Annotated in this window: 19 protein-coding genes and 1 tRNA gene; 10 read left to right on the top strand and 10 right to left on the bottom strand. The window is 66.8% G+C overall.

What is annotated here, in order from left to right:
* Window positions 1-78 precede the first annotated feature (78 nt).
* Window positions 79-810, bottom strand: a complete 732-nt coding sequence (gene ftsE, locus ASE88_RS07845) for a cell division ATP-binding protein FtsE (RefSeq protein WP_055874841.1) — start codon at window positions 808-810, stop codon at window positions 79-81.
* A gap of 152 nt (window positions 811-962) precedes the next feature.
* On the opposite strand from ftsE, the gene ASE88_RS07840 reads away from it, so the two are divergent.
* The 3 genes from ASE88_RS07840 (at window position 963) to ASE88_RS19210 (ending at window position 2,210) form a co-directional block, all read left to right on the top strand.
* A complete protein-coding gene (locus ASE88_RS07840) occupies window positions 963-1,766 on the top strand; it encodes an MJ0042-type zinc finger domain-containing protein (protein WP_055874843.1) in 804 nt (267 codons plus the stop codon).
* Window positions 1,767-1,873: 107 nt separating this feature from the next.
* Window positions 1,874-1,960: transfer RNA gene (locus ASE88_RS07835), tRNA-Leu, on the top strand.
* Between the two features lie 97 nt (window positions 1,961-2,057).
* Complete coding sequence (locus tag ASE88_RS19210) at window positions 2,058-2,210, top strand: hypothetical protein (RefSeq protein ID WP_200910187.1); 153 nt, start codon at window positions 2,058-2,060, stop codon at window positions 2,208-2,210.
* 37 nt (window positions 2,211-2,247) lie between these two features.
* Here ASE88_RS19210 and ASE88_RS07830 read toward each other — a convergent pair whose 3' ends face one another.
* The 6 genes from ASE88_RS07830 to ASE88_RS07805 all read right to left on the bottom strand — a co-directional run bounded on the left by ASE88_RS07830 (window position 2,248) and on the right by ASE88_RS07805 (window position 11,019).
* Window positions 2,248-2,502: a hypothetical protein gene (locus ASE88_RS07830; protein ID WP_055874846.1), complete on the bottom strand. Its 255-nt coding sequence runs from the start codon at window positions 2,500-2,502 to the stop codon at window positions 2,248-2,250.
* Between the two features lie 17 nt (window positions 2,503-2,519).
* Window positions 2,520-7,532 (bottom strand): DUF11 domain-containing protein, encoded by a 5,013-nt coding sequence (locus tag ASE88_RS07825; protein WP_082466384.1) that lies wholly within the window; start codon window positions 7,530-7,532, stop codon window positions 2,520-2,522.
* 73 nt (window positions 7,533-7,605) lie between these two features.
* Window positions 7,606-8,736 (bottom strand): DUF11 domain-containing protein, encoded by a 1,131-nt coding sequence (locus ASE88_RS07820; protein WP_055874849.1) that lies wholly within the window; start codon window positions 8,734-8,736, stop codon window positions 7,606-7,608.
* A 53-nt stretch (window positions 8,737-8,789) separates the two neighbouring features.
* Window positions 8,790-9,278: a DUF11 domain-containing protein gene (locus ASE88_RS07815; RefSeq protein WP_055874852.1), complete on the bottom strand. Its 489-nt coding sequence runs from the start codon at window positions 9,276-9,278 to the stop codon at window positions 8,790-8,792.
* 11 nt (window positions 9,279-9,289) lie between these two features.
* Window positions 9,290-10,204 (bottom strand): hypothetical protein, encoded by a 915-nt coding sequence (locus ASE88_RS07810; RefSeq protein WP_162233408.1) that lies wholly within the window; start codon window positions 10,202-10,204, stop codon window positions 9,290-9,292.
* Window positions 10,205-10,557: 353 nt separating this feature from the next.
* Window positions 10,558-11,019, bottom strand: coding sequence for a hypothetical protein (locus ASE88_RS07805; RefSeq protein WP_055874858.1), 462 nt, complete (start codon window positions 11,017-11,019; stop codon window positions 10,558-10,560).
* Between the two features lie 437 nt (window positions 11,020-11,456).
* On the opposite strand from ASE88_RS07805, the gene ASE88_RS18865 reads away from it, so the two are divergent.
* The 6 genes from ASE88_RS18865 (at window position 11,457) to ASE88_RS07775 (ending at window position 17,347) form a co-directional block, all read left to right on the top strand.
* Complete coding sequence (locus tag ASE88_RS18865) at window positions 11,457-11,618, top strand: hypothetical protein (RefSeq protein WP_156348160.1); 162 nt, start codon at window positions 11,457-11,459, stop codon at window positions 11,616-11,618.
* 247 nt (window positions 11,619-11,865) lie between these two features.
* Window positions 11,866-12,936 carry a type III polyketide synthase gene (locus ASE88_RS07795; protein WP_055874864.1) on the top strand — a complete coding sequence of 357 codons (1,071 nt, stop codon included), beginning with the start codon at window positions 11,866-11,868 and terminating at the stop codon, window positions 12,934-12,936.
* On the top strand, window positions 12,933-13,613 hold the full coding sequence (locus ASE88_RS07790) for a methyltransferase domain-containing protein (protein ID WP_056477372.1): 681 nt from the start codon (window positions 12,933-12,935) through the stop codon (window positions 13,611-13,613). Before ASE88_RS07795 ends, ASE88_RS07790 begins: the two co-directional genes overlap by 4 nt.
* Window positions 13,592-14,680 carry an NAD(P)/FAD-dependent oxidoreductase gene (locus tag ASE88_RS07785; protein ID WP_056477369.1) on the top strand — a complete coding sequence of 363 codons (1,089 nt, stop codon included), beginning with the start codon at window positions 13,592-13,594 and terminating at the stop codon, window positions 14,678-14,680. The genes ASE88_RS07790 and ASE88_RS07785 overlap by 22 nt, the downstream gene beginning before the upstream one ends.
* A 31-nt stretch (window positions 14,681-14,711) precedes the next feature.
* A complete protein-coding gene (msrB, locus tag ASE88_RS07780; RefSeq protein WP_056479226.1) occupies window positions 14,712-15,122 on the top strand; it encodes a peptide-methionine (R)-S-oxide reductase MsrB in 411 nt (136 codons plus the stop codon).
* Between the two features lie 44 nt (window positions 15,123-15,166).
* The gene (locus ASE88_RS07775) at window positions 15,167-17,347 is read left to right on the top strand and encodes a transglycosylase domain-containing protein (protein WP_056477366.1); all 2,181 of its coding nucleotides are present in this window, start codon (window positions 15,167-15,169) and stop codon (window positions 17,345-17,347) included.
* Here the strand turns inward: ASE88_RS07775 and ASE88_RS07770 are convergent.
* From ASE88_RS07770 to ASE88_RS07760, 3 genes are read right to left on the bottom strand one after another with little or no spacing between them, the layout of a single operon-like run.
* Window positions 17,323-17,997: a M48 family metallopeptidase gene (locus tag ASE88_RS07770; RefSeq protein WP_056477363.1), complete on the bottom strand. Its 675-nt coding sequence runs from the start codon at window positions 17,995-17,997 to the stop codon at window positions 17,323-17,325. The two genes, ASE88_RS07775 and ASE88_RS07770, sit on opposite strands and share 25 nt — an antisense overlap.
* A 37-nt stretch (window positions 17,998-18,034) precedes the next feature.
* On the bottom strand, window positions 18,035-18,469 hold the full coding sequence (locus tag ASE88_RS07765) for a YcgN family cysteine cluster protein (RefSeq protein ID WP_055874881.1): 435 nt from the start codon (window positions 18,467-18,469) through the stop codon (window positions 18,035-18,037).
* Window positions 18,466-19,047, bottom strand: coding sequence for an SCO family protein (locus tag ASE88_RS07760; RefSeq protein ID WP_055875466.1), 582 nt, complete (start codon window positions 19,045-19,047; stop codon window positions 18,466-18,468). The genes ASE88_RS07765 and ASE88_RS07760 overlap by 4 nt, the downstream gene beginning before the upstream one ends.
* A 79-nt stretch (window positions 19,048-19,126) precedes the next feature.
* On the opposite strand from ASE88_RS07760, the gene ASE88_RS07755 reads away from it, so the two are divergent.
* A complete protein-coding gene (locus tag ASE88_RS07755; RefSeq protein ID WP_055874884.1) occupies window positions 19,127-19,735 on the top strand; it encodes an ankyrin repeat domain-containing protein in 609 nt (202 codons plus the stop codon).
* The last annotated feature ends 26 nt before the right edge of the window (window positions 19,736-19,761 follow it).

The raw sequence follows: 19,761 nt of genomic DNA, 5'->3' as shown, positions 1-19,761 counted from the left end.
CCCACGTCATCGCGCGCAGCCCGCCCGCCTCGTCGAGCACGCGGCGTTCGGCCGAAGACCGGGCTTTGGTCGCGCGACTCATGAATCGGGCCGCGTCGGTGGATAGCGGAGCGACCCCGTCGGATCGAGCAGCCGTCCGCGATCGAGCCGCATCATCTGCGCACCCGGGATTCGCCCGAGCAGGTGAAAATCGTGCGTCGCGACCACGACGGTCGTGCCCAGCTTGTTGAGCGATTCGAACAGATGCAGCAGCCGCTCGGCCATATCGGGATCGACATTGCCGGTTGGCTCGTCCGCGACCAGGATCTCGGGCCGGGCGATGACCGCGCGCGCGATCGCGACGCGCTGCTGCTCGCCACCCGACAGCGTCGCCGGCCGCGCGGTGGCGCGATCACCAAGCCCGACCCAGGTGAGCATCTCGCGCACCGGTTGCTGGATATCGGCCTCGGGCATGCCGGCGACCCGCAACGGCAGCGCGATGTTATCCCAGGTCGACAGATGCGGGACGAGCCGGAAATCCTGGAACACCACGCCGATCCGCCGCCGAAATCCCGGCAGGCGATCACGCGACAACACCACCGCATCCTCGCCGAACAGCCGGATCACCCCGCGCGTCGGGCGCTGCGCGAGATACAGCAGCTTGAGCAGCGAGGTCTTGCCCGCGCCGCTCGCGCCGGTGAGAAAATAGAACGCACCGCTGCGCAGCGTGAAGCTGATGTCCGACAGCGTCTCGGGCCCGGCGTCGGGCCCCGAGTCCGACTCGGTTCCGTAGCGGAGCCCGACATTTTCGAATTGGACGATATTCGCCATGACGTGGTTGCGCCCGCTCTCGCCCGCTTGATGCCCGTATCCGCGCTTTCGCATGAAAGCGCGCGCCGCTTCAAGCTTGCCACATATGCGGACAGCGTGCTTATTCGGGACGAGAACGGTCGCGCTCCGGCGGCCGCTGGTGAAGCGTGTCCATGATCCTTCAATGTCCCGAGTGCAGCACCCGCTATCTGGTGCCCGACAGCGCGATCGGGACCGACGGACGCACCGTCCGCTGCGCCAACTGCAAGCATAGCTGGTTCCAGGCACCCGCGCCGGTGGTCGAGGATGCGCTCGACCTGCCCGAGCCGACCCCGCAAGCGCCGATGCCCGCGCCGCTTGCGCCGTTGCCCCGCGCGCGCCTGGCCGACGCAGCCGAACGATTCGCCCCACCGCCCACCGTGCCGCCCGCCGCGCCAATCGCTGCGGCTCCGGTTGCAGCGCCGGCGCGAGCACCGGCCGATGCCGAGCCCGCGTTCGTCGCGCCGACCTTCGCCACGATCGCCGAACAGCCGTCGTTCCGTCCGCGCCGCAACACGACGCGCCGCTGGACGATCGTCGCGGTGATCGCCGGGCTGCTGATGCTGCTTGCGGCCGGCGCGATCGTCTATCTCGGCGCGCCCGGAGTTGCCGCCAAGCTGGGCATCGGCGTCGCGACCGACGAGAGCCCGCTGCGGTTGCGCGACAATCCGATCGAACGGCGCGAACTGGATAACGGCTCGGAGCTGTTCGCGGTCAGTGGGCAGGTCACCAACCCATCGGATCAGCGCCAGCGCGTACCCGACATCCGCGCCGAACTCCGCGATGCGCAGGGGCGGCTCGTCTATAGCTGGACGATCACGCCGCAGCAGCGGACGCTGGCGCCGGGCGGCGCGATCGATTTCAACTCGGCAACGCTGAACGTGCCCGCCAACTCCAAGCGGCTCGAACTGAGCTTTGCAGGCGACGCAACGCGCTAAGCTGCGCCGATCGACGACTTTATCGCAAAGGCCGTTGCGTCGCGTTCAAACCCTTGCTAGTGGCGCTCGCCTACCAGCTACCGGGTCCGCCCGGTGATGTTTCATGGGCGGCCATGGCGGAACTGGTAGACGCGCAACGTTGAGGTCGTTGTGGGCGAAAGCCCGTGGAAGTTCGAGTCTTCTTGGCCGCACCATTTTTTCCGATAGAGTAAATACCCCCCTTGAGGGTCCCCCCATTCGTCGGCGACTCTTGCCTCGGTTATGCGTTGGCGCCGGCGTGGAGGAAAATGCATGAGTTCGATCGACGACACGATCATCGACACGCCCGATGGCCCGATGACGTTTGCCCAATGGAAGAAGAAGAACCCGGTCCAGCTGCCCTCGCGCCGGACCAAGGGGAAGAAGCTGCCCAACAAGGTGAAGCTCACCACCGACGAAACATAGGCCGGCCAAGTGCATCCTCCCCCGCCAGGGGGAGGGTCTAGTGCCGCCCCGCCCCGGTCCCAGCCCCCTGCTTCGCCCGGATCATCCGCGCCTGAAACTTTACCCGCTGCCAGAACGTCGCATCGTCGAGCCGCCATTGGCGGATCGCCTGCGTCGCCAGCGACTCGATCAGCGCCTCGCTCGCCGTCGCATCCTGTTTGGCGAATTCGCGCGCGAGATCCTCGACGCACGGACCGTGATCGCTGAAGTCGCGCGGCGGCGTCATGGGTGCGGCCTGGCTCGGCATCGGCATGTCTCTCTCCCTGTGTGTCATCGCCGACCGCCGAACAGCGCGCGCGTCGCGCCGCCGATCATGGTCTGGTCGAACTTCAGCCGCATCGTCACGTACGGCCCCTGCCGCGTGTAGCGGTCGTCCTCGAAGTCGCGGTCGCGGTAGCCCGACACGTTGTAGCCCGCGCTGATCCACGTGTTGGCCGCGGGCGATACGCCGACCGAGGGACCGCCGCTCCACGACCAGGCGCCGCGCGACCAAGCATGCTGCACCGATCCGCTCACGCCGATGTCGAACCGCGTGCCGACATCTTGGCGCAGTTCGAACCCGGTGACGTCGATATACCCGTCATATTTGTCGTCGGCGAACCGCCCCGCGACGTATTTCGCGCCGTAATACACCGTCGCCTCGGTGCCGTGGCCGAGCCCTTCGGGGCCGGTGCGATAGTTCACCGCGAGGTTGTTGATGATCCGCGACGTCACCTGATCGCCACCGCCATAGGCGGGTACGCCGAGCGCGTTGGAGTCGGTGAACCCCGCATCTGCGCTCTCATGCCGCAGCTCGAGCCGTTCGAGTAGCGACCAGCGGCTGTCGAGCGGCCGGAAGGCGAGCGCCAGATCGGCGGTGGCATAGGTCGCGACCGCGCCGGTCGTGTCGGTGATCGTGTACGCCTTGATGCTCGACGCGAGCGTCTTGCCCTGTCCCAAGGTGCGCAGGAAGTTGGTGGTGATCCCCCAGCGATCGCCGCTGTCGGCGTTGCGGTATTCGAGCCGCCCGTTCACCGACCAGCGCGCCTGGCGGTAGGTCGCCCCCAGCGTCACCGCGGCGTAATCGCCGTTGGTCTGGTCCTGCCCGACATAGCCGCCCGAGGTGACCGGCTGGAACGCGTTGACCACCGCACCGTCGGGGATCTGGCCCTTCAGCGTGTTGCTCGCGTCGAGCGTCCCGTCGACGGTCCAGTTCTTGCCGAGCGGCACCGACTGGCTGAGGCCGTATTGCGCATAGGTCCGCGCGCCGTTTTCCCCGATCGCCTGCTGGTTGAGCGTGCTCATCAGCTTGGCGCCGGTCCAGGGCGCGACGTCGACGCCGAACTGCTTGGTATGCGCGACATAGCCGTCGCCATTGGCGATCTCATAGCCACCGATCAGGCGGATGCCGGGCTTGATCCGGTAGGCGAGCTGGATCTGGTGGCGGATCGGGAAGTCGACGCTGTCGCTGGCGCCACCCGGTGCGAACTGCGTCTGGCCGGACAGCGTCACCTTGTCGCCGAACAGCAACTGCGTTCCGCCGAGCGTCAGCAGGCGGCTATCGCGATCCCTGCCATCCATGCCGCGATCGGATGCGTACTGCCCACCGACGAAGATCGTGCCCGTGTCGCGGCGATATTCGACGCGAACGTCGGCAGCGGTGCGCGTACCGGCACTGTCGAGCTGTTGCTGGTGCCATACCACTCCGGTCAGGCTGATCCGGTCGGTCAGCCGCAGCCGGCCGTCGAGACCGAATTTGCGCGTCCCCGCCTCGACCAGATTCTGCTGGCCGACACCGAAGGCGGTATCCTGCTGCCGGGCATAAGCGAGCAGGTCGAGCTTCGTCCCGTGGTGATCGACCTCGGCGAGATAGGCGAGACCTTCGCCGAGCCCCGCCCGGCCGCCCTTGGCGATCTCGCCGCGCAATTCGGTGGTGGCGGTCACGCGCGCCTTGATATCCGCGCCGAGCACGGTGGCCTTGCCGACGGTCTCGTCGCGAATGACCGCGGCGCCGACCTCGACGCGTCCGTTCGCCAGCTTGGTCGCGACGCGCGCGGCGGCGAGCTTGGCCGACCGGCCGCCCTCGACCTCATAGTCCGCGACGATGAACACCGGATTGAGGCTGCTGTCGCGGCTCAGGATCGGCTGGCGAAAGCGCACCGTGCCCATCGCCGTGTCGATGTCGTAATCGATGTGGCGCGTCAGCTGCGTGCTCGCAAGGATCAGCTCCGAACGGAACCGGTCGCGCGTCTCGAGCCGCAGCTTGTCGCTGTTCGGCACGATGTTGCGCCCCGCCAGACGGTATGGACCGCTCAGGCCGTTGCCCTGGATCTCGTCACGCGAATACAGCGTGTCGGTATGCGCCGCGAAGCCGGTCGCGCGAACCCGCTTGCCCTCATAGGCGGTCTTGATACCGTTGAGCGTGCGGTTGTAGCGGGTGAGCTGCGTGTCGGTGAAGCCGGTCTCGAAATCGCCGAACAGCGCGTAAAATTCGCGACGCTCGAGCCGCAGATACAGCTTCCGCCGGGTCGCCGCATCATAGCCCTGGCGCGAACCATCGCCGTACACGGTGTAATAGCGATCGGGATCGATCGTGCCGAGCAGCCCGCGCGCAGGATCGTATTTGCGGTCGCTGTCATACGCGATCGTCGCCAGCCACGACCCCTTGACGCGCCCCTTGGCGTAGAAGGCGAGCTGGCCATCGGTGATCACGCTGCCGCGCTGCGCGCGTGGCAGGCCCGACTGGCGCTTGCTTAGCATGTCGTAGCCGACCGAGCCCGCGCCGAAACCGACCACGACCCACTGCTTGGCGGCGGCGGCGAGCCAGGCGCGCACCTCGTTGCGGTGGACGACCTTGTCCTCGGTCAGCGCGACGACGACGTGGACCGCGCCGGCCTGCGTGGTCGGCTGGAGCGTGAGGAAGGCGAGCCCGTCGTCGCCGACCACCAGCGCGGTGGTGGCGGAGCGTTCGCGCCCGGCGAGGTGGCGACCCTGTTCGAGCTCGGCCTCGACCGCGGCGGTATAGGGCTGGTCGACGGTGAACGGCACCAGCGTACCCGCGCGGACCGCGCGCCCGGTCTTGTCGGTCACGCGGACCGCGATCAGCGGGCGGGTCAGCCCGTCGGCGACGAGCCGGCTGCTGGCGGCGTCGAACACCGCGCGGACGCCGGCGCCGGAATAATGGATCGTCCGGTCGAGGATCTTCACGACGCTCCCGTCGGCGGCGAGGACGCGCGCCTGGAGCCTGTTGTCACCGTCGACCAGCGGGATGCCGGTCCAGCGCGAGACTGCGATCTTCGTACCATCGCGCGCGTCGGTGCCGTCGAACGCGAGCGGTTCGACCTGCTTGCCGTTGATCGTCAGCGCGACGCGCTGGCCTGGCCCGTGCTTGACGACCGCCCGGACGATCGGCGCGCGCGGGTTGTGGTCGGCGAGGGGGAACAGCCAGTCGACCCCTTCTGTCTGCGCGCCCGCCAGCCAATCGCGGCTACCGGCAGCGGTCGCGTCGTCGAGGATCGCGACGGGCAGGCCGGCGTCGGCGGCGGCGGTCTTGCCGGTCGGCTTGAGCTGGAAATCGACGCGTTTGAGCAGGCCTCCGTCCCCCTCGACTAAGCGCGAGATCGGGCTGTTCGCCTGGCGCGTATCGATGTCGCAGGCGACCGGCGCATGCGTCGCAGGGATGCTGGAGGTGTCGATCTGGACAACGTGCCGTCCGGCGCGGACCCCCTCGAAATGGTACAGCCCGTCGCGATCGGTAACGACGAAGGTGCCGTCTTCCATCAACAGCCGGATTCCAGCCACGCCCTTGCGCTTGTCGACCGGATCGCCACAATTGCCCTCGGTCACCCGGCCGATGATCGTCATCGCATCGGTGAACAGCAGCGGACGCAGCCGCACGGAGGCGGCAGCTTCGTTGCTGGTGATGGTGCCCTGCCCGGCGACCCGCGCGCGATTGAGTGCCTCACCGGTGGGTGCGCCCGGGGCGATGCTGACGACGTATTTCAGCTCGGTCGAGGCGCCCGCGGCAAGCACGGGGATGACGAAATCGAGATTGCGGCCATCGGACGACACGGTCGGCTCGTCCCCGCCCCGCGCGGAATTGCGTTCGTAGCGCAGGCCGCGCGGCAGCGTGTCGGCGACGTGCAGCCCGCGCGCAGGGACCGAGTCCCGGTTGGTGATGCGGAGCAGATACTGGACGAAATCACCCGGCGATGCCTCGCGCACCGAGGCGACTTTCGTGAGCAACAGCGTGCCCGCGCCGGGGCTGTCGAGCGGGATGTCGGCAGAGAAAGGCTCGGGCGTAGACAACGTCAGCGCGCCGCCGAAACTCGTATCGTTGAGGATGAAGCCGCGCCCCTGCCGGTCCTTCAGCGCGGCCAGCGTGGCGCGATCGACGGTGGACGGCGCGGTATAGGTTCCGGGCGGCGCGACCTTCAGGCGATACCGTCCCGGCGCGGTCAGCGGGAAGCGATATCGCCCAGCCTCGCCCGGATACACACGGCCGCTCGCGTCGGTCACGCTCTCGCCGGTGACGACCGTCGAAGGATAGCGGCTGACGCCGTCGTCGCCGAACACCGTGGCGGGCTGGCCAGTCTCGTCGACCAGCGACACGGTCGTGCCGTCGACCAGCGCGCCGGTCCGCGAATCGAACGTGTAGCCGGCCGGATCGATCAGCAGCGACGCCATCGAGGCGAGGCTGTAGCCGTCCTCGGCGAACCCCAGCTTGATCGTCGCGCCGCGCAGGTTGCGGATGTCGCACGCGGCGAGTTCGGGGTGCTTGCCGGTTGCGCTGGCGGGGATGCCACCGGCGAAGATGCCGCTGTCGACCGCGGTTTCGGTCAGTGTCAGCGTCGTGTGAAGGGTGCCGACATCGACGGCGATGGCCGACGTCTCGCGCACCGCCGGATCATGATTGCCGGCCTGGTTGTCGAGCACCAGGATCATGTCGGCATAGATGTCGATCGCCGCGACCCAAGGCGATGCGGCATAGGTCGCGGCATCGATCGGCGCAGGCGTGAACAGGAAGCTGGGGGTGGTCTGGCATGTGGCGCCGGTCATCGCGTAATTGGGCGGCGGCAGACGAAAGGTGAGCGTCGTCGGACGCTTCGCCCGGTTTACGTCGAGCACGACCGTGTTGGACGGGATCGCCCGTACCCCCGACGCGCTGCCCGCGTCGTCGAACGACAGCGTCGCAGTATTCTGGACCCGCGTCTGGGCGGCCGCCGGCGCAATGCCGATGACGAGCCCGAGCATCAGCGTCAGGAGCAAGGCGCACAGGCGCAAGAGGCGGCGGAATCTGGGCATCAGGGGTCCGCTCCCGGCACGCGTCGCTCACGCGTGCCGGGATTGGCCTTTCCTTTCGGGTGTGAGGGTGGGTCTAGTTGATCGTCACGCGGAAGCTGGCGGCGACCGACGTGCTGCCGAGCAGCGTCGGGATCGTCGCCGTCACCTTCTTCGTCGAGGGATCGTACGAGCCGGTGAAGTTCGTGCCGAGGATCGCGGTCCCATTGTCGTTGGCGATGAAGCCGGCTACCGTGCAAATCGGTGCGATGCCGGGCACGCCGATGACGATCGAGCCCGCCTGATACGTCGTATTCGCCGGGATGATGTCGGTCAGGTTGACATTGTTCGCTGGCGTCAGCGCCGTCGCATTGGTGACGATCAGGCAATATTGCACGACCGCACCGGGGATCGCCTTGGGCGTGACGAGCCCCGAAACGGGATCCGAAATCACGATTTGCGATTTGTTCACGCTTAGCGCGACGTTGCGCGTGGTGATCTCATAGCCGAGCGACGCCCGGCCCTGACCATTATTGGCGAAGTCGAGACCGAGGCCATCGGAGTCGTTGTCGGCGAACACGATATCGACGACGTTGTCGTCGTTCAGCGCGACGCTGGCGGCCAGCGGTGCGCCCTGCGCCGCACCATCGCCCCCGGCGGCGACCTGCGTGATGAGGGTGATGCCGGCGAGCGACGCGGCCTGATCGTTCGGGATATCCGCGACGATGAACACGACGGCCGACTGATCGGCGGGGAGTTCGTTGATGTACGTCGCGGTATCGGCGCCTGCGTCATAGGTGCCGTTGCCGTTCGAATCGACATAGATCTTGACGTTGGTCACTTCGAAATTGTCACCGGCAAACAGGTTCTGGATCGGCAACTGGCTGGCCGACAACAGGAAGTCCTGCGTACCGTTGGTGTTGTTGGTCACCTTGAACGTCGTCACCGCCGCGGTCTGGCCGATCGCGACCTGCGTGTTGGCGGGCTGGTTGGTGGTGACGGTCAGGTTGACCTTGCGGTCGACCACGAAGCTGGTCGTGTTCGACGTCGCCGACTGCTGGACGCCGTTGACCGAATAGCTGGCCTGCGCGGTGTTGGTGACGGCCGTGCCCGCCGCTGTGCCGGCCGGCCCTGGCGCCTGCGCGCTCGCTGTATTGGTCGCGATACCAAGCGACACGACCGCGGCCGTACCGGCCATCAGCGTGCGGATTACCCCTTTTGCGTACATTTCGAATTATTCCTTCTCTGTGGATTGCGAGGACTGAGTCGACGAAGGCGCCCTCATTTCAGGACGGCCTGGAACGCGAACTGACCTTGCGAACCGGCCGCCAACGGGCTTGCGAGGCGCCACCGGACGCTGGTGACATCGTTGGGGTTCGCCGCGCGCGTGCTGCCGTCGAGGCTGCGGACGCGCAGGGTGGCGAGCGAACCGAAAGTCTTGCCGTCGACCGACACGTCGGGCGCGGGCGACCCGGGACTGGCAGACCGATAGGCGATCTGGCGCGGCAGCGGGTTGTCGAGCACCACGTTGCTCAGTGGCTGCGGACCCGTGTTGCGATAGGCGAGGACGAAGATGACCTTGTCACCCGGCGTCACCTTCGATGGCTTGACCAGCGCGATCCGCGTGGTGCCATCGGCGGCGGCACTACGGCTCTCGACGAGGATGCTGCTGGTGACCTGCAACGGGCCTGCCGCAGCGGCGACCAGCGCTGCGGGGGTGGCGGCGGCAGTGGCCGCCAGGACGGCGGCAATCATCGGACGCGTGATCATGGCTATGCTCCTCATTGGATCTTGGTCTTGAACTGGACGGTGTGGACGGCGGCGGCGGCGACCTGGCCGAGCGCGACGGCGATAGCGGGACCCTGGGCGCTGCTCCCCTGCACGCCGGTCGCGTCGAAGCGGCCCGCGTCACGGTCCTGCGCGTCGCTCAGCGGGGCGCCATCGAGCGTCAGGCTCCCCGCCACGAAGACGGTGCCCGCAGGAATCGGATCGACGATCCGCGCGCCGGTCACGGCGTCGGCAAAGCGCGCCTCGAGCGTGTAGGTAATCACCGAATCGCGGACCGCGGACTGCGATCCGTCGGCGGCGCGCACCGACTGTGTCTTGAACAGCGTCGGGCCAGCACTTGCAGTCGTCAGCGGCACGACGACGCCGGCCGCCGCGCCGGTCGGTCCGACCACCGCATCGCCGCCATCGTCGCCACGACCTGCATACCCGCTGCCCGGTGCTCCCGATCCCGTTGTCGACCGTGCCGTGATCGTGAGCGTCGCCGCCGCGCCACCGGCTGGCGCAGGATCGCCGGACGTCACGAGCACCGCGAACAGCTTGATCGACTGTCCCGGCGTGAGAACGGGCGTCAGCGCATTGACCGGCGTCAAATCCTTGGTCGGATCATAGAGCCCGTCGCCATCGGCATCGACGACCAGGGCCTTCAGCGTGACTGCACCCGGAATCACGCTGGCCGCGATCGCGAAGGATTCTGCGCCGTTGTTGCGGTTGGTCAGCGTCAGCGGAACGATCGTGGGCCGCGGCATCACCACGATCGCGCCCTGCCCGTCCCGCACGAGCGCGACGTCGAGGCGTTCGGCAACGATCAGCGTCACCGTGTTCGATGCGATCGCCTGCGTCTCGCCGACCGCATCATAGCGGAGCGCGGCCGTATTGACGATCGGCGTCCCGGCAGGCGTTTCCGCCACGGCCGGCTCCGACAGCAGCATCGCGACCGCGGCAACCAGGCCACACGCAATTCCGCCGTGGCATGTCAGCCGACTTGCACTGCAATTCAAGGAAATGCCCCGACCCAATTCGACCCCCGTCCTTCGACGACGACCAGATCGGGCACTTCAGCTTAATCAAATACTACAAAGTCGTATCGGTCTGTTATTCCGCGAAATATTCGTTCTTCCCTACAAGATCGGTTATGAAGATCATGTTGGCCTTTATTGAATAGAACCGACATTTATCGCAAAATGGTTTTATGCATCGATAGCCTATGCGTGTCCGCCCCTCATCGCGTGAAGGGTTGCAGATCCTTTCCGGTTCACCCTGATCAGCGGCGCAATAGTCCACGCAAATAGGCGCGCATCGCCTGGTCACCCGCGTGGCTGAGCGAAATCTCGACGCGTCGGCGATCGGCCGGATCGATCACCCGATCGATCAGCTTGAGCTTGTGGAGATGTTCGATCCACCGCTGCGAGGTCGTGACGGGGGCGTCGGACATGCTCACCAAGGCCTTGATGTTCATCGGCTGGCGATCGTCGCGCGAGACGAACAGCGCGAGCAGCATGTCCCAGGCGGGCTCGTGGAACAGTTCGGCAGGCAGGAATTGTCGCCGCATCCGCCGGTCCGAAAGCACCGCTTCGGCACGGGCAATAAGCGCCGCTTCGCTCGGTTCATCGCCAGTCGGCTCGGGATCGGCAGCATGGGCCACGCGACCGTTGAACTCCTCAGCAACCGCCGACAATTTGGCGGTGAGATCCTTGATCAAATCGACGACCGACTCGTTCTTCACTAAAGGCTCCCCTTTTGCCTATTTTCAACGCAGCATTCGCTCCGCCGATCCCTCGATCCCTATGGTCCTCTCCAGCACCGCGAGGCCGTTCATGTCGGACATGATCGAGATCCCTCGGCCCGTGAAACACCTGGATACGTTGGCAAAATGGTGCGCCGGATTTGCGCCGCTTGTCGACAGCTTGCGTGCGATTTAGCCAATGTATCCTGATATTTTTCCAAAATGGCGCGATTCACACCGCATTTGGCGCCGATTACACGTCGATCCCGCTGGTATTCTGGGCTCTATAGTAACCATTATGATTTCAATTGTCTTGATATGAGGCAATGCCGACGCTGTTTGTCGACCAATACTATGGTATACTTTCCTGTCGGCGCCGTATTGCAGCGCGGAACACGCCACTGGTGGGGTGGCGTCAGGATGCAAAGGATCAAACGATGATCGCGACCCGGGTATATGCGTTATTGCAGGAAGCCTGTTCGGCGCTCGAGACGTCGGAGGATCATGCGATCGCCGCCTATGTCGGCTTCGCCATGGCCCTCGTCGAAGAAAAATACGGCGTGGGACAGGATCATCTCGACACCGCCGTTTGCGACTGACCGCCCCGCGCGCGCGACCGCTGGCCCGGCCATTGCCGCGGCGATGACCGAGCGCCGTGACGTAGTGCGGAATTTTATGGCAGGGCGACCTGCGGATTGTTGGTATCGGCGCCGTCTATATTCATTCACCGTGCGTTGAGTGGTCGATTCGCGTGCCATCCGGCGCGAATGAAAGGACGTCGTGCCCGCTTCCCTGCCTGCCGCTTTGCCGGCGTATCTCCCGGTGCATCTCCCAGTGCATATCCCAGTGCATATCCCAGTGCATATCAATGCCGTCGGTACTGCCGTTCCCGATCATGACATCCATGCCGCGTTTATCGCCTGGGCGCGCAACCGTATTGATGCGCGATCAACCAAGGTGTTCGATCGAATGGCCTCGCGATCGGGCATCGGCCATCGCTGGTCAGTTCTGCCGCCGACCGCCGATGGTGGTTCGCCGATCGACGATGCCGGGTTCTACGCGACCGAGCCGCATCCCGGTACCGCAGCGCGGATGACGTTATATGCCGAGCATGCGCCCGATCTCGCGATCCGCGCGATCGAGGCATTGCGCACAAAGATCGCCATCGACGGCATCACCCACTTGGTCGTCGCGAGTTGCACCGGGTTCGTCGCGCCGGGGATCGACCAGATTATCGCGCGGCGGCTCGGGCTCGCGTCCAGCGTCGAGCGACTGCTTGTCGGCTTCATGGGGTGCTATGCGGCGGTGGTCGCCTTGCGCAGCGCGCGCCACATCGTCCGGTCCGAGCCGCATGCGCGCGTTCTGGTCGTCACCGTCGAGCTCTCGACGCTGCATCTCCAACCGGCAACCGAGATCGAGCCGCTGTTGGCGATGCTCCAGTTCGGCGATGGTGCCGCCGCCGCGCTGGTCACCGCGGCGCCGACCGGCTTTGTCCTCGGCACGCCATTCGCAGCGGCGCTGCCCGAGACCGAGACGCTGATCCGCTGGGACGTCACCGACGCGGGGTTCGCGATGCACCTGTCGGGCGAGGTGCCCGGACGGATCGCGACGGCATTGGCGGATACCGCGTTTCGCACGATCGTCAGCGATGGCCAGCCGCCCGCATCGATCGACGGCTGGGCGGTGCATGCCGGCGGGCGATCGATCCTCGACGCGGTCGAACATGCAATGCAGTTGAAACCCGATGCGCTCGATCAATCGCGCGCCGTGCTGGCGGAGAACGGCAACATGTCGTCGGCGACGCTGATGTTCGTGTTCGAACGATTGCTCGCCGGGCCGCCCGTCGCACATGGCGTCGCGCTTGCGTTCGGTCCCGGACTGGCAGCGGAGGGCTTCGGGTTCCGGAGCGCGCCATGACGCTCGCCCAGCGCAGCCAGGCCGAAGAACTGATGGACGCGGACGATCTGGACGCCGCGACCTATGCCGATGTCGTCGGCGACCTCGCCACCGTCAACACCGTGACGATGGCGCGCCGCCCGACGCTCGACTTCCTCGCGCGGGCGATGGCGGGACGAAGCAGCATTCGCCTGCTCGACGTCGGCTTTGGTGACGGCGACATGCTTCGCCGCATCGCGCGCTGGGCCGCGGTGCGCGGTATCGCGGCGGAGTTGGTCGGCGTCGATCTCAACCCGCGCAGCGAACAGGCGGCGCGCGCGCATGGCGGCGATATCCGCTATGTCACCGGCGACTATGCCGACCTTGCCGACGAACCCTGGGACGTCATCGTCAGCAGTCTCGTCGCGCATCACATGACCCACGATCAGCTCGTCGCGTTCCTGCGGTTCATGGAGACGCATGCGCGCGCCGGGTGGTTCGTCAATGATCTCCACCGCCACGGGTTCGCGCATTGGGGCTTCCCGATTCTCGCCACCCTCGCACGCTGGCATCCGATCGTGCGCCATGACGGCACGGTGTCGATCGCGCGGAGCTATCGCCCGGACGAATGGCCGCCGTTGCTCGCAGAGGCCGGCATCACCCAGGCGAAGGTCCGCCGCATCTTTCCGTTTCGGCTATGCGTCGAACGCCTGCGCTGATCGTCGGTGGTGGGCTCGCCGGCGCCGCGACCGCCATCGGACTGGCCCGTGCAGGCCTGCCGCACCTGCTTGTCGAGCGATCGCGCGAGACGGGCGACGCGATCTGCGGCGGGTTTCTGAGCTGGCGAACGCTGGAGACGCTCGCCGCGCTCGGGATCGATCCGGATAGGCTGAACCCGCAGCGCGTTACGCGCGCCCGGATCTTCGCAGGCAATCGCTGCGCGGAAGCCGATCTGCCCCACCCCGCGGTCTCGGTTACGCGCGACCGGCTCGATACCGTCATGCTGGCCGAAGCCGCGCGACTGGGCACCGCCATCGAACGCGGCGTCACCGTACGCGAGATTGACGGGACGACGGTTCGCCTCGCCGACGGCACGACGATGGCCACCGACACGCTGTTCCTGGCGAGCGGTAAGCACGACGTTCGCGGCGCGGCACGCCCCGAGGAGGCGCGCGGCGCCGACCCGACCCTGGGGATCCGGGTACGGATCGTCCCCTCGCCCACGCTGGCCCGATCGCTCGCGAGCTGCATCGAGCTGCATCTGTTCGACCGCGGCTATGCCGGTCTGGCGCTGCAGGAGGACGGCACGGCGAATCTGTGCATGGCGGTCCACCGCTCGCGGCTTCAGGCCGCCGGCTCCCCCGCGCAACTGCTCGAAGCGCTCGGCCGCGAAATGCCCATGCTCGGCGAATGGGTCGCGCTGATCGACCCGAAAGCCTCGATCGATGCGATCGCCAACGTGCCCTATGGCTGGCGCCAGCGCACCGGCGTCGACGCGGTGTTCCGGCTCGGCGACCAGGCGGGCGTGATCCCCTCGCTCGCCGGCGAAGGCATGGGTATTGCGCTCGCCAGCGGAGTCGCGGCCGCCACCGCCTACACAGGAGGCGGCCCCGACGCTGCATCCGCATGGCAAGTGGCGTTCGCCCGCCGCCTGGCCCGCCCGATCGGTATTGCCGGCATCGTCCGTCACATCGCCGAAAGCGAGCGCGCCGCGTGGCTGCTCCCCGTCATGCGACCGACCTTGATCCAGATCATCGCCAACGCAACCAGACTGGGGCTATCTTGAAATCCGTCCCGCCAGCACGAGATGCATGTTCATGGATCAACTCAATCTTTCCGAGGCCGAATGGCGCAAGCGGCTCACCCCGGAACAATATCATGTGCTGCGTGAGGCCGGTACGGAACGTGCCTTTGCCGGCGTTCTGACCGACAACAAGGCCGATGGCATCTATCGGTGTGCAGCCTGCAGCAACGCGTTGTTCGACAGCGCGGACAAATATGATTCCGGGTCGGGCTGGCCGAGTTTTACCCAGCCGATCGGCCCTGACGCCGTCACGGATCATGCCGATCGCAGTCACGGCATGACTCGCATCGAGACGCGATGCGCGCGCTGCGACAGCCATATGGGGCATGTCTTCCCGGACGGCCCGCCGCCGACCGGGCAGCGTTATTGCATGAACTCGCTGTCTCTCGAGTTCCGGCCGCGCAAAGCAAACGCCGCGGCTTGATGCCGCTTGTAGGGCGGAGGCATCGCGCGTAATTCTGCGGTCACATGGCTCGTACGCGTTCTGCTTCCCCGTCCGGTCGGCCCCCGTCTACCCCAGCGTCTCGCTGGCGGCGGCGGCTCGTCGTCTTCCTGCAGCTGTGTATCGGGATTGGCGTGCTCGCGCTCGGCGCGCTGGCGATCGCGGTCTATATCGCGATGTCGCAACTGCCGAGTTTCGACAGCCTGAAATCGTCGCCCAACGGCCAGATGATCCGCGTCCATGCCGCCGACGGCACGGTGATCGTGTCGATGGGGCCGAGCTTCGGCGAATGGCTGCCCTATTCGCAGATTCCGCAGGTGATGCGCGACGCGACCGTCTCGGTCGAGGATCGCCGCTTCCGCTCGCATATCGGGATCGATCCGGTCGGCGTTGCCCGGTCGGTGAAGGTGCGGTACGACCGCGGCCACTGGACGCAGGGCGGCTCGACCATCACGCAACAGCTCGCGCGGACGGTGTTTCTCAACAACCAGAAGAAATTCGGCCGCAAATTCCGTGAAGGCATTCTGGCGTTCGCGCTCGAATGGAAGTTTTCGAAGGATCAGATCCTCGAACTCTACCTCAACAAGGTCTATTATGGCGGCGGCGCGTACGGGATCGACGCCGCCTCGCGCAAATTCTTCGGCCACGGCGCGGATCATCTGAGCCTGGCCGAGGCGGCGGTGATCGCCGGCCTGGTGAAGGCACCGTCGAACTATTCGCCAACCGCCGACGCCGAAGCCGCGGTCGGTCGCGCGGGCGTAGTGCTCGAGACGATGCGCGAGACCGGCGCGATCACCGCCGAGCAGGCCGCCGATGCCGATGTCAGCGGGCTGAAGCTCGCGCCCGAACCCAAGCAGAACAGCGTCCGCTACTTCACCGACTGGGCGCTGCCGCAGCTCGATACGCTGATCGACGAGACGACCGAGCCGCTCGAAGTCTGGACGACGCTCGACCTCAACATGCAGCGCCAGGCCGACGAGGCGATCCGCGCCAATGCGCCGCCGGGCGCGCAGGGCGCGCTGGTCGCGCTCGACCGCGGCGGCGAAGTGCGCGCGATGGTCGGCGGCAAGGATTACGTCTCGTCGATCTACAATCGCGCGACGCAGGCGGTCCGGCAGCCGGGCTCTTCGTTCAAGCTGTTCGTGTATCTCGCGGCGCTGGAGGCGGGCCACAAGCCCGAGGATTCGATCGTCGACGAACCCGTCACGATCCAGGGCTGGAGCCCGCGCAACGATTCGCGGCGCAATTCCGGCGCGGTCAGCCTGCGCACCGCGTTCGCCTATTCGCTCAACACCGTGGCGGCCAAGCTCGGCCAAGAGGTCGGCTTCAACACGGTCGCGGACATGGCGCGGCGGTTCGGCATCACCACGCCGGTCAACGTGCACCCGTCGATGGTGCTGGGCACCTCCGAGGTCCGCGTGATCGACATGACGCGCGCGTTCGCCTCGGTCGCCAACAAGGGCGTCGCGGTCACGCCGTACGGGATCACGCGCGTCACCGCGAACGGCCAGACGATCTATACGCACGAGGTCGATCGCAGCCATCTGCTGGTCGCGCCCTATGTCGCTGCCGAGATGACCGACCTGTTGCAGACCGCGGTCAACACCGGCACCGGCCGCGCCGCGCAGATCGGCCGCCCCGTCGCAGGCAAGACGGGCACGACGAGCGCGTCGAAGGACGGCTGGTTCCTGGGCTTCTCGAGCGGGATCACGACGGGCGTCTGGATGGGGCGCGACGATGCCAAGCCGATCGCCGGCCTTCACGGCGGCACCGCGCCCGCCAAGGCCTGGGCGGCGTTCATGAAGCCCGCGACCGCCAACCGTCCGATCGAACAGTTCGATACACAGGTGACGTTGCCCGAATGGCAGCTCGAACCCGACGAGCAGAGCTATTTTGGCCAGCCCGACAATGGCCAGATGGCGGTCGACGCGGACGGCAATCCGATCGAGCAGGGGCAGCCCCCCGTGCCGACCGATGCGCAGACCGGCGACACGATCCCGCGGCCCGACGCGGATCAGCCGCCCGAGACGCCGGCAGCCCCGCCCCAGCAGTTGAATCAGGACTGGATCGACCGGGTCACCGGGCGCGAACGACGCGATCCGTCACCCGCCGGGCGTCAGCCGCTCCAAGGCGACGTCCCGCGCGATCAGGTCCAGACTCAGCGCTTCCAGAGCGACCGGAGTCAGGACGACCTTCCGAACCAGTGAAGCCCCGCGCCGTGCGTGCGTAGCCAGACGCGCGCCGGGGTCGGATCCTCGCCGTAGAGCTGCTCGACTAGCGCGTGGAAGACCGGCGCGTGGTTCATGTGGACACGGTGCGCGACCTCGTGCGCGACCGTCGCGCGGCGGACCCAGCTCGGCGCGAGGATCAACCGCCAGCTGTAGCGGATGACGCCGCTCGACGCGCAACTGCCCCAGCGGCCCTTGGCATCGCCGACCGCGACCTGCGCGACGCTGACCTTCGCCTTGGCGGCGTATTCGGCGGTTTCGGTCTCCAGCACGGCAAGCGCGATGCGTTTGAGCCACGCCTCGACACGGCGCGCGATCGTTTCGGGGGGGCCCGACAGCGACAGGACCGCCCCGTCGCGAACGACGGTACGGCGGCGTCCGGGGGTCCATGCGATCGTCAGCGGCTCGTCCGCGACCGTCACGACCGCGCCGGGCACGAACGGGCGAGGGGAGGGGAGCAGCGCACGTTGCTCGGCGATCCAGTCCGCCTTCTCCTCCGCCCAGGCCAGCGCCTGCTTGAGCGCGGCGCGCTTGGGCAGGACGAGTCGTGCCCGGCCGCTCGCGGGATCGATCGACAGACGCGCGCGGCGGGCGCGTGGATGACGGACGATCTCGAGGCCTTCGATCATCGGGGGATCATCGCGTGATCATCAGACGCGCACCGGCTTACAGTTCGCGCTCGATCACGTGATATTCGAGCTCGCCCGCCTCGTCCTCGCTGATCGTCCAGCCGCGGACCGACTGCTTGGCGCGGTGGACCGCCTCGCGGTCGCCGCACACGAGATAATGCCATTCGGGCAATTGCTCGCCCGCCGCGCGCAACCGGTACGCGCAGGTCGAGGGCAGCCAGTCGATCCCGCGGACGTTACCCGTCGTCAGCCGTACGCATTCGGGGACATAGGCGTGGCGGTGGCGGTAATCGGAGCATTGCCCGCTGCGCCGGTCGAGCAGACGGCACGACACGTTGGTCGGCACAAGCTCGCCGGTATCCTCGTCCTCGAGCTTGTGGATGCAGCATTTGCCGCAGCCGTCGCACAAGGCCTCCCACTGGCCGCGATCGAGCTGGTCGATCGGCGTATCTTCCCAGAAGCGCGCGCTCATCGGGCCCAGCGCTTGATTTCCGTCACCACCGCGTCGGGCCCTTGTTCCTGTGGCAGCAAAGCAAGGGGCTTGCCGTCCGGGCTCATCAGATAGGCCTGGCGCGAGTGGTTTACGAGGTATCCGCCACCCGGCGACGGGTCGCCCTTGCTCGAATACACCGCGTATTCGGTCTTGATCGCCGCGATCTGCGCGTCGGTGCCGGTCAGCCCGACCATCCGTGGGTGGAACGCCGCAACGAACTGCTTGAGCACGGCGGGCGTGTCGCGCGCCGGATCTACCGTCACGAAGACGGGCACGATCTTGGCGGCAAGCGCGGGGTCACTCGTTTCGAGCTGTTTCACCGCGGCGCCGATCGCCTGGACATCCGTCGGACACACATCGGGACAGAAGGTGTAGCCGAAATACATGATCCGGTATTTGCCGGCAAAACTGCGCTCCGTGACGGTCTGCCCGTTCTGGTCGGTCAGCGTGAAGGCGCCGCCGATCCGGGCACCTTCGAGCGGCGGTTTGGCGGGGGGCGAAGACGCGGTGCACGCGGACAGCGCAAGCGCGGACAACAGGAGGAAACGCATGGTCATGATGCCGCCAGCCTTGATCTGTTCGCTAGTGCGGCGCAAGCGTTGCCCCATATCCAGGACGAACCAAGGAAGTGTCTCGATGCGTATTCGCCTGATCCTCGCCGCCACCCTCCTGACGCCGGCGCTGGCGTGCGTCGCGGCGCCCGCGTTCGCGCAGGGTCAGTCGGAGGGGTACAAGTTCCTCTCCGCGGTGCGCGATGCCAAAAACAACGACGTGCTCGAGATGCTCGGCCGGCCCGGCAGCAACATCATCAACACGCGCGACGTGACGAGCGGGGAGGGGGCGCTGCACATCGTCATCAAGCGCAGCGACGAGGTGTATCTGCGCTTCCTGCTGCAGAAGGGTGCGGATGCGAATTTGCGCGACGGGAAGGGCAACACGCCGCTGCTGCTCGCGGTGACGCTCGGACAGACCGGAATGATCCCGATCCTGACCGCGGCGGGCGCGAACCCCAACCTCGGCAATTCGGCGGGCGAGACCCCGCTGATCCGAGCGGTGCAGCGTCGCGATGTGGCCATGATCCGGACGTTGCTGACCGAAGGGGCCGATCCCGACCAGGCGGATATTATCGCGGGCATGTCGGCGCGCGACTATGCCAAGCAGGACGGCCGCAACCCCGTGGTGACGAAGATCCTCGCCGACGCCCCGAAGAAGGTGAAGAAGGCGGTCTCGGGCCCTAAATTCTGATTCTTCATCCTCCCCCGCAAGGGGGA

It is taken from the genome of Sphingomonas sp. Leaf38 (genome assembly GCF_001421825.1).
GTDB lineage: Bacteria > Pseudomonadota > Alphaproteobacteria > Sphingomonadales > Sphingomonadaceae > Sphingomonas.
Note: the sequence above shows the minus strand (reverse complement) of the source record. Positions and strands in the feature narration are given on the sequence as shown.